Source organism: Frateuria defendens (assembly GCF_001182895.1).
GTDB classification, from domain to species: Bacteria; Pseudomonadota; Gammaproteobacteria; order Xanthomonadales; family Rhodanobacteraceae; genus Frateuria_B; species Frateuria_B defendens.
In genome coordinates, this window is the sequence record NZ_LFQR01000026.1 from 34,890 (window position 1) to 44,579 (window position 9,690).

The 9,690-nt window shown below is 71.6% G+C and carries 5 protein-coding genes; all 5 read right to left on the reverse strand.

What is annotated here, in order from left to right; genetic code table 11:
* On the reverse strand, positions 1 to 969 hold the full coding sequence (locus tag ACH65_RS03635; RefSeq protein ID WP_049621216.1) for a glycosyltransferase: 969 nt from the start codon (positions 967 to 969) through the stop codon (positions 1 to 3).
* 83 nt (positions 970 to 1,052) lie between these two features.
* Complete coding sequence (locus tag ACH65_RS03640; protein ID WP_049621217.1) at positions 1,053 to 3,311, reverse strand: penicillin acylase family protein; 2,259 nt, start codon at positions 3,309 to 3,311, stop codon at positions 1,053 to 1,055.
* The gene (locus ACH65_RS03645) at positions 3,308 to 4,630 is read right to left on the reverse strand and encodes a glycosyltransferase (RefSeq protein ID WP_049621218.1); all 1,323 of its coding nucleotides are present in this window, start codon (positions 4,628 to 4,630) and stop codon (positions 3,308 to 3,310) included. The genes ACH65_RS03640 and ACH65_RS03645 overlap by 4 nt, the downstream gene beginning before the upstream one ends.
* Positions 4,627 to 4,776, reverse strand: a complete 150-nt coding sequence (locus ACH65_RS19640; RefSeq protein WP_153242466.1) for a hypothetical protein — start codon at positions 4,774 to 4,776, stop codon at positions 4,627 to 4,629. The genes ACH65_RS03645 and ACH65_RS19640 overlap by 4 nt, the downstream gene beginning before the upstream one ends.
* A 73-nt stretch (positions 4,777 to 4,849) precedes the next feature.
* Positions 4,850 to 8,869, reverse strand: coding sequence for a non-ribosomal peptide synthetase (locus ACH65_RS03650; RefSeq protein ID WP_064504808.1), 4,020 nt, complete (start codon positions 8,867 to 8,869; stop codon positions 4,850 to 4,852).
* Between the last annotated feature and the right edge of the window lie 821 nt (positions 8,870 to 9,690).

Below are 9,690 nucleotides of genomic sequence, written 5' to 3' on the forward strand. Positions count from 1 at the left end.
CTACTCCTCGATCGCCAGCGGTTCGGCGCGCTCGGCGTCGACACGCCGCGGCGGCTGCGTGCAGTAGGCCGCGAGTTTCGGATGCAGCGCCTCGAAGCGGCCGAGCCGGCCCCGGAGGCCATCCCACAGGCCGCAGGCCACAGCGGCCAGCTTCGGCCGCTTCTGCGGCTCGAACAGCAGCACGCACAGCGCCTGGTACAGGGCAAACGGGACGCTCAGCCAGTACAGCGCCCACTGCCTGCGGTAGAGCCACAGCGCATGCACGCCGTTGCGGGCGCCGTAGTAGCGCCGCCAGGCCGCGTGGTTGGTGGTGAACAGACGGCCGTGGCGCTCGATCCGGCCCGTGGTCTGGCGCATGGTCGCGGCCGCGTTCATGTACACCGGCACACCCTGCGAGGAAGCGCGCAGGCCGTATTCGATGTCCAGGTATTCGATGAAGTAGTCCTCGCGGAACGCTCCGAGCCTGCGGTAGGCCGCGGCCGAAAGCGCGGTGCCGGAGGAGATGATGAAGAGGGTCGGGAACAGCCCCTCGCTCTCCCCGTCGATGCGCCGCGGCCGCGGCCAGCGCCGCCCCGGCGGGATCACCGGCATGCAGCGGCCCAGGTGGATCTCGTGGATCTTCGGGCCGATCAGGTAGGCGTCGGTGCCCAGGCTTTCGCAGGCCTGCATCATGGTCGCGAAGAAGCGCTCGTCGATGTCCGAATCCTGGTCGAGCAGGAAGATCACCTCGCAGCCCTGCGCCAGCAGCCGCTCGGCGCCCTTGTTGTAGGCGCCGGCGAGGCCGCCGTCGTTGCGGTTGAAGATCACCGCGATCCCGCGCTGGCGCAGCACCTCGTGCAGGGCCAGGTCGGCTTCCGGCGAGTTGTCCACCGCGACCACGTTCGTGCAGGCCGCAGCGGCCTTTTCGAGGTTGCGCAGGAAATCCGCGGTGGGGTGGTAGAGCACGAAGATCAGGCCGAAGTTTTTCATGTCGCCTCGCGGAACCGCCGCCTCGTCGTTGCGCCGGGCATGCCGCCGCGCCCCGGCGCGGCGGCGCTGGTTGGGATGGACGTCTAGGTCTTTGCCGCGGGCGGCCGCAGCGTCGTCGCATGCGTGAAGGTCGCCTGCACGCTCTCCGGCCGGAGCGGCACGCGGACATAGCCGCCGCGGCGCCACAACTCGACCTGGTCGAGGTAGTTCTCGCTGCCGGGCCAGCCGTCCTGGCCGCCCAGCAGCGCGAAGTCATTGGCGTCGAGGTCGGCGAGGTCGGAGATGTGCCGCGCGCAGGAACCGAAGCTCGCCGCGTGCGGCCCTTCATGCAGCGAATGGCCGCTCTTGTGCACGGTGTTGTTGCCGCCCTCGGCCTCGAAGGCCGGCGCATTGAACAGCCGGGCCTGGCCGGGGAGGTGACCGAGCGGATGCTTCAGCGCGATGCGGTGCACTGCGCCCCAGCGCGCATACCGCGCCAGCCGCCGGGCGGCCTTCGGCAGGGCCGCGGCGACCGCCGCGCGCAGCGTGTCGGCGGGCAGCGCGGCAAGGTCTTCGTGCAGGAGACGCTGGGTCATCCACACGGTCCGGTAGGCGCTCAGGCGACGGCGCTCGCCCGCCCGCCGGGCCACGCCGGCCAGCAGCAGCTCGAAGGCCAGCGCGCCGGCCGAGTGTCCGCCGTAGTCGCCGTCCCACTGCCGCAGCGCTTCCAGCAGCCGGCGCTCGCGGTCGCGGCGGACCTCGGCGGGCAGCGCCGCCAGCAACAGGTCACGCAGGCGCAGGCTGCCCGGACCCGCCACGTCGCGCTGGACCAGGCGCAGGTCGCTGGCGTCCAGCCGCTCGTCCCCGCCGAGCAGTGCGGCCAGCCGCTCGCTGCGGTCGTTCGGCGAGAAGAAGTAGCCGACCGGGAACTCGCCGCCGCGCGGCCGCTCGTTGGCCGAGGCCACGAAACCTTCGGGTGGGTCCAGGCGCACCGGCATCGCGCTGGTGTCGGCGATCCGCGACCAGCTGGCGTCGGCCTCCACCGGCAGCACCAGGTCGGCCGGCGCCTCCATCGGCCGGCGCGGCAGGTGCCCCACCAGCACGTGGGCGACCCGCCCGTCCGCGCCGGCGAACACCATGTTCGCGCCGGATACGCCGAAGCGGCGCAGCGCGCCGTGGAAGCCCTCGAAATCGCGGGCCCGCGCCACGCCGAGCATCGCCCCCAGCTCGCTGCTGGGGCGGTGGCCCATCCAGCGCAGGGCCAGTGGCCGCTTGGCCGCCAGCAGCGGGCCGTCGGAGACGATGGGGCCGTAGGCGCTCTCGCGCAGGCGCAGCGTGCGACGGCGGCCGCCGCGCACGCGGATCGTCTCGGTGCGTTCGCGCAGGGCCGCGGCGGGCAGGTGGGACACATCGAACAGGTCGCTGCCCTGCGCATGCAGGCTGGTGCCGCCCCAGGCGATCCAGCGGTTGCGGCCGAGCAGCATGAACGGCAGCCCGGGCATCATCAGACCCGCGCAATGGAAGCCGGGCGAGCGCATGCCGGCGATGATCCAGGCGTTGGGCAGGTGCAGCGGCAGGTGCGGGTCGCTGGCGATCATCGCCGCCCCGCTGCGGCTGCGCCACGCGGCCACCGCCGCGGAGTTGCTGCCGCTGCGGAGCATCGCGCCCACCGCCCTGCCGCCGAGATCGCGCTCGCGCGCGGCCGGCGCGGCCGGCATGCCGCCCGCCACCAGCCGCGGCCACAACGCCTGCCACACTTCCGGCGCCAGCCGCTCGCGCAGGGGCAGCAGGCGCAGCCACACCAGCCAGCTGATGTCGGCCGACGCCAACCGCCCCAGGGTCAGCAGGTCGCGCAGCGTCCACGGCTCCGGTTCGATGCCCAGCAGGGCGAATTCGGGCGGCTTCTCGCCGCCGTCCAGCAGCACGTGGTTGATCCCGGCCACGAAGCCTTCGGCCAGATCGCGCTCCTCCTCCGTCATCGCTTCCAGCATCGCCGGCACGGCACGGCCGAAATCGAACAGGCGCAGCGAGCGGTCGATCTCCACGCCCAGCGGGCCGATCATCTCAGCCACCCGGCCGAAGGCGATGCGCCGCATCAGCTCGATCTGGCCCAGCCGCAGGTGGGCGTGCACGGCGCCCAGCGCGACCATCAGGTCGCGGTCGCTCGCGGCCTCGATGAAAGGCACCTGGTAGGCGTTCCAGCGGATCGTGACGGGCGCGCGCACCGGCGCATCGGTGCAAGGCAACATCTCCAGGCGCTGCGCCAGGCTGCGCGGGACCGGGCGAGGACGCAGCGCGTGCCGGCCGAACACGGCGGCGGCCACGCCGAGGCCGCCCAGCAGGTTGCCCAGGCCCAGCTTCATGCCGCCCCCTCCAGGGCGACGGCCGTCGCCTGCGGCTTCGCGGCGGGCAGCAGGTTCCACTGCCTCAGCCAGCGCAACGCCTCGCCGACGCCGTCCTCGGCGCACACCTGCTCGCCCAGCCGGCGCGCGGCGTCGCGCATCGGCGCCTGCTGGGTCGCGGCCAGCGCGGCGGCGAGGCCATCGGCGCTGAGCCGGCTACGATCCAGGGCGGGCGGCGCCACGCCGCGCTCTTCCATGCTGCGGGCCCAGAACGGCTGGTCGCCGTAGAAGGGCACGAACACCGAAGGGATGCCCGCGCGCGCCGCCGCCGCCGTGGTGCCTGCGCCGCCGTGATGGACGGCCGCGGCCATGCGCGGAAACAGCCAGTCGTGGGGTGCGTTGCGCAGGAAGAAGATCCGCTCGTCGCGGACGCCGTCGGCACCCTCGAGGCCGCCCCAGCCGGTGGCCAGCACCGCCCGCAGGCCGCTCTTGCGCACACCGGCGAGCACGGTCCCGGTGAAGGACGCGGCATCGCGGCTGACCATGCTGCCGAAGCCCACGTAGACCGGCTTGGGCCCGGCCTCCAGGAAGTCCCGCAGGGCCGGCGGCGGCTCCCACCGGGGCTGGTCGAGGAACCAGTAGCCGCAGACCTGGGCCAGCGCCGGCCAGTCCGCCGGGCGCGGCACGACGTGCCGGCTGAAGCCGTAGATCACCCGGCCGCGCGATTCGCCCTCGTTGAAATAAGGCCCGTACCAGGGATAGCCGCGCAGGCCGAGCTGCGGCCGCACGATGCCGTCGATGGCCGGCTTCATCACCTTCCACACCAGCAGCCGCAGCAGGTGGTAGGCTCCCATGTTGATCGCGCCCGGCAGCCGGCGCCGCGAGCCGGCCAGCACCATCGGCGGCATGAGCCGCGAGGGCGTCAGCGGTTGCAGCTGGGCGCGCACGAACGGCACGCCCTGCGCCTCGGCCAGTGCCTGGGCCAGCAAGGTGCTGTTGCCCACGCCGATCAGCAGCCCCGCGCCCTCGCTGGCAGCCCGGCCCTCCTCGACCCAGCGCGTGGCCCAGTCGGCGAAGGTGTCGCGGAAGATGCGGGCCATCGCCCGCATGTCCAGGCCGCGGTCGGCGATGCTGCGGTCGCCCTCGAGCAGGGCCTGGAAATCCGCGGTCAGCGGACGGAACTCCAGGCCACCGCCGCGCACCAGCTCGGCGAAGTTCGCGCTGGTGACGATGCGCACCGGATGGCCCGCGCGCTGCAGGCCCTGGCCCAGAGCCACGCAAGGGCGGATGTCGCCCTGCGTGCCGATGGTGAAGATCGCGATCGGCGCCTGCCCGCTCATGCCCGGCTTCCTGTGCTGGTGCGTTCGTCCGTGGATGCGAAGATCAAAAAGCGGCCGTCCATGGCCGCGCGCTTACCCGCACTTGCGCGCTCGTCCGTGAACGCGGCGATCAAAAGGCAGCCATCCATGGCCACCTTCTCCATCATTGCCGTGGCGCCACCGCCGCGGCCCTTCCCTGCTCCGGCCGCGACGCCTGCCGCGGCCGTCCCGTCGCATGACTCAGGCATGGGCGGGCATGGACTCCATGATCTCCTCTTCCTCCCTGACCGGTGCGGGACGCGCCGCCGGCCTGACCGCGCGCAGGCCGTCGAGCTTCTGCTGCAGGACCCGGCCGATGTGCGCGGCCGGCGCCGCGTCCAGCATGGACTGGTGATCGCTGTCGACATCGTGCACCTCGAAGCGTCCGCCCACGTAGGGATGCCAGGCCGACGGGTGGTAGTGCAGGCTGCCTTCCAGCGCCGCCGTTTCCTTCACCGCGGCGTTGAAATACACCACGTCGACGGCGACCCGCGAAGGCACGTAGCGGCGGGCCAGCTCGAGGTTGTTGCGGGTGACCGCGGTCACGTGCCTGATCAGGTCCGGCTCGTTCTTCATCAGCCCCTGCACCAGCGGCAGCGAAAGCACGTCGTATTCGCGGCAGAGCAGATCGGCCAGCTCGTCCATGCTGCGCGGCGGCTGCTCCAGGGCCAGGCGGTGGAAGCCCAGGAAGTGCAGCGCCGTCTGCACGTCCCTGGCCTCTTCGCCGCGCTGGCGCGCGGGATCGGTCACGAAGGGATAGGCGTCCAGGATCGCCAGCAGTTCCACGCGCTGCCCCTGCGCCTCGAGCTGGGCGGTGATCGCGTGGCCGATCAACCCGCCCAGCGACCAGCCCAGCAGGCGATACGGCCCCGCGGGCTGGATGCGGCGGATCTGCGCGATGTAGTCCGCCGCGATCGCCTCGATGCTGGCGGGCAGCGCCGAGTCGCCGCGCAGGCTGCGCGATTGCAGGCCGTAGACCGGCAGCCTCGCCTCGAGGTGGCGCAGCAGGCTGGCATAGCCCCAGCTCAAGCCCACCACGGGATGGATGCAGAACAGCGGCCGCTCCTGCCGGGCGGGACGCAGCGGCAGCACCGCACCCAGCGGATCGTTCGCGCTCTCGGCGCGCTGCAGGTAGGCCGCCAGGCCCGCGATGGTGGAAGCCTCGAACAGGCTGCCCAGCGGCAGCTCCACCGCGAAGTGCCCGGAGAAGCGGGCGATCATCTCCGCCGCGCTCAGCGAGTCGCCGCCAAGCTCGAAGAAGTTGTCGTGCAGCCCGACCCGCTCGAGGCCGAGGACGTCCTGCCAGAGCGAGGCCAGCTTCTTCTCCACCGCGGTGACGGGCTCGGCATAGGCCACGTCGCTGCCGCGCTCGGGCACCGGCAGCGCCTTGCGGTCCAGCTTGCCATTGGGCGTGAGCGGCAGCGCGTCGAGCACCTGCAGGCTGGCCGGGATCATGTACTCGGGCAACTGGCCGGAGAGATGGCCGCGCACGGCGCCCAGGTCCAGCGCCAGGCCAGGCCGCGCGACCAGGTAGCCGGCCAGCGAGGCCGTGCCGTCCGGGTCGCGGTGCGCCGCCACGGCCGCCTCGGCCACGCCTGGGAAGCGCGCGAGCTGGCTCTCGATCTCGCCCGGCTCGACGCGATGGCCGCGGATCTTCACCTGGTCGTCGGCGCGGCCGATGAATTCCAGCACGCCATCGTCGCGCCAGCGCACCAGGTCGCCGGTGCGGTACATGCGGCGGCCATCGGCCGCGAAGGGATCGAGCGGGAAGCGCTCGGCGGTCAGCTCGGGCCGGTTGAGATAGCCCTTTGCCACGCCGTCGCCGCCGATGTACAGCTCGCCGATGGCGCCGGTCATCACCGGCTGGCGCGACGCATCGAGCACGTACAGCCGGGTGTTGAGGATGGGCCGTCCGATCGGCGGCGCCTCGGCCCCCACCGCCCCCACCTCGAAGGCGGTGGACCACACCGTGGTCTCGGTGGGCCCGTAGAACTGGGTCAGCCGCGCGGCCATGCGCCGCAGCTTGCCGGCCAGCTCCGCGCTCAGCGCCTCGCCGCCGACCATCGCGTGCACGCCGTCCAGCCGGGTTTCCGGACTGGCCAGCAATATCCGCCACAGCGACGGCGTGGCCTGCATGTGGGTGGCCCTGCTGCGCTGGATCAGCCGCGCCAGCATCGGCGGATGGCGCACCGCCTCGCTGCTCGCCATCACCACCCGCGCGCCGACCCGCAGCGGCAGGTACAGCTCCAGCCCGGCGATGTCGAACAGGATGGTGGTCACCGCGAGGAAGCGGTCGGCGGCCGTCGGCTTCAGCTCTTGGCGCATGCCCTCGAGGAAGTTGTGCAGGTTGTGGTGGCTCACCGCCACGCCCTTGGGCCGCCCGGTGGAGCCGGAGGTGAACAGCACGTAGGCGGTGGCCTCGGGCGCGGCGAAGTCGGGCTCCGCCGGCACGCCAAGAAGCAGCTCGCCGGCGTGCGCGCCCGGCGCCAGCCACAGCATGTCGCCGCGGGCGAAACGCTCGCGCAGCGCCGGGCGGGCGATCATCGCGACCGGCCTTGCGTCCTCCAGCACCGCGGCCACGCGCTCGGCCGGCCCGTCCGGATCGATCGGCAGGTAGGCCGCGCCGGCGCGCATGATCGCCAGCAGCACGACCACGAGCTGCTCGTCGCGCGGCAGGGCCACGGCCACGATGTCGCCGGGCCGCACGCCGTCGGCGAGCAGCCGGCGGGCCTGCTGCAAACTGCGCTCGTGGAGCTCGCGGTAGCTCAGCACGCTGTCCTCGGACACCACCGCCGGCGCATCCGGCGTGCGTGCGGCCTGCTGCGCGAGCAGCGCGGGGATACTCGCGTAGTCCAGCTCGGCGGCGGTGTCGTTCCACGCATGCAGCAGGCGGTGGCGCTCCGCCTCGCCGAGGATGTCGATCTGCCCCAGCGGCCGCCCGGGCTCGGCCAGCACGCCCTCGACCAGGCGCACCAGCCGGCGGCGGTGCTCGTCGAGTTCGTCCATGCCGTACATCGCCGGGTTCGCGTCGAAGTGAAGGCACAGCGGATGGCCGTTGCCGCGGTCGAAGATGAAGACGGTGAGGTCTTCGGCCGAGCCGTTGGAGAGGTTGTGCGAGGTGGCGCCGGCCTCGCCGAACTTCAGCTGGTAGTCGAACGGCTCGATGTTCACGCCCAGCCAGGCCAGGTGCTGGCCCTGGCCGATCAGGCCGAGGTCGCGGCGCAGGTCCTCGTAGCGGTATTGCTGGTGGCGCAGCGACTGGCGCACCACCTTGGCGACCTGGGCGAACAGCTCGGTCGCGGTCGTCTCGGGGCCGAAGGCCAGGCGGATGCTCACCGCGTTGGCGACCATGCCCGGCGCGCTGCGCAGGGCATGGTTGATGCGGCCGGACACCGGCATGCCCATCACCAGGTCGTTGGCGCCGGTGGCACGGTGGTAATAGGCGCCGACCAGGCCGATCAGCACCTGCGGCAGGCTGGCGCCGGCGAGCTTGCCGAGCTCCGCCAGCCGCTGCGCGGTCTCCACCGGCAGGTAGCCGACGCTGTGGCGCAGCCCGCCCATGCTGTGGCGGCGCGAATTGCGCGACAGGGTGACCGCTTCGGGCAGGTTGGCGAGCTGCTCCTTCCAGTACTCGCGGTCGCGGCGAAAGCGGTCGGAGTCGCGGTAGGCGGCCTCGGCCTCGACCAGCGAGGCCAGCGAACCGAAGCCGCTGGGCTCGGGCTCGCGGCCTTCCAGGTAGGCGTTGTAGAGCTCGGCCATCCGGCGCGCGCTCATGCCGCCGCTGTAGCCGTCATAGGCCACGTGGTGGGCGCGCTGGTACCAGAAGTAGCGGTCCTCGGCGGCCTTGAACAAGGCGCTCACCCATAGCCAGTCGTGAGCTAGGTCCACCGGTCGGGTCAGCTCCGCGCGGGCCCAGGCCTCGGCGGCGGCCTTGGGATCGGGCTCGGCGCTGACGTCGATGTAGGGCAACTCGCCCTCATAGACTGGACGCACCACCTGCAAGGGCCGCCCGTCGCGTTCGACCACGCAGATGCGCAGCGTGTCCGCCTCGTTGGTGAGCTGTCGCAAGGCGCGCAGGAACAGCGCGGGGTCGACAGGGCCGGAAATCTCGATCAGCTCGGCGATGTTCATCGTGGCGTCGGCGGCGGCGATCTTCTCCCCCACCCAGAGGCCGCGCTGGGCCGTGGTCAGCGGCAGCGAAACACCATGCAATGCGTCCATAACTGCGCTCTCCCTTCGAAGCACCTTGGGTTCTGCAGGCGGCAGAAACCGACCATCCGGTCGCTGCCATCCGAAACCGCTACGGGCATCCGGCGTTGGTGACCACTCCTGGAACAAACCTCTCGGCCCGCATTGGACGAATGCATAAGCAATGGCCGTCAACGTCGGACCCGGAAAATTCCAGGTAACAGAGGCTTCTTCGTTGCGCGGAGCTAAGTACGCTCCGTCCCCGCCTTCGACGAACGCGGGCAGGCGGGCAAGGGGCCCACCTCAACCAGTCATTGGAGTGGCTTGTGCAACCCGGCGGTGTGATGGGTTCCGGCAGAACGCTGCCGCCACCGCTCGGACTGTCCTTTGCACTTGCGCGACGCTTCGGGGCTACAAACGCGAGTCATGGCCTACGCTCCCTGTTGCGTTTGGTGATGTCGCCGATCTCCTTGCGGCTTCAGTTTGTGCACCGCGGCGACCGGCTGTCCATAGCCGCAAGCGTGCGTTCCATCACAACTTTGTGCAAAGCAACAAAACTTGCGATGCGTCGGTGGCGGTGCCGTGCCTTTGGCTAGGCGTGCGACAAGACGGGCACGCAGCGATCGAATCTTTTTGGGTTCTCCCCATCGGCGTCCCTTGCCTGGATGGCGCGGCCTCTTTCGGGGGGCTTCCAGACATCCTTTTCATGCCAGCCCCAGCGCCATCTTCCGCTTCGTCACCAGCCGGCGCAGGTTGTGCACCAGGTTGATCAACCCCAGACACACCGTCGCCCGCGCCAGTCCCGTGCAGCGCAGCGGCTTGCCGTGACGGAACCCGTCAGTGCGCGCGAACAC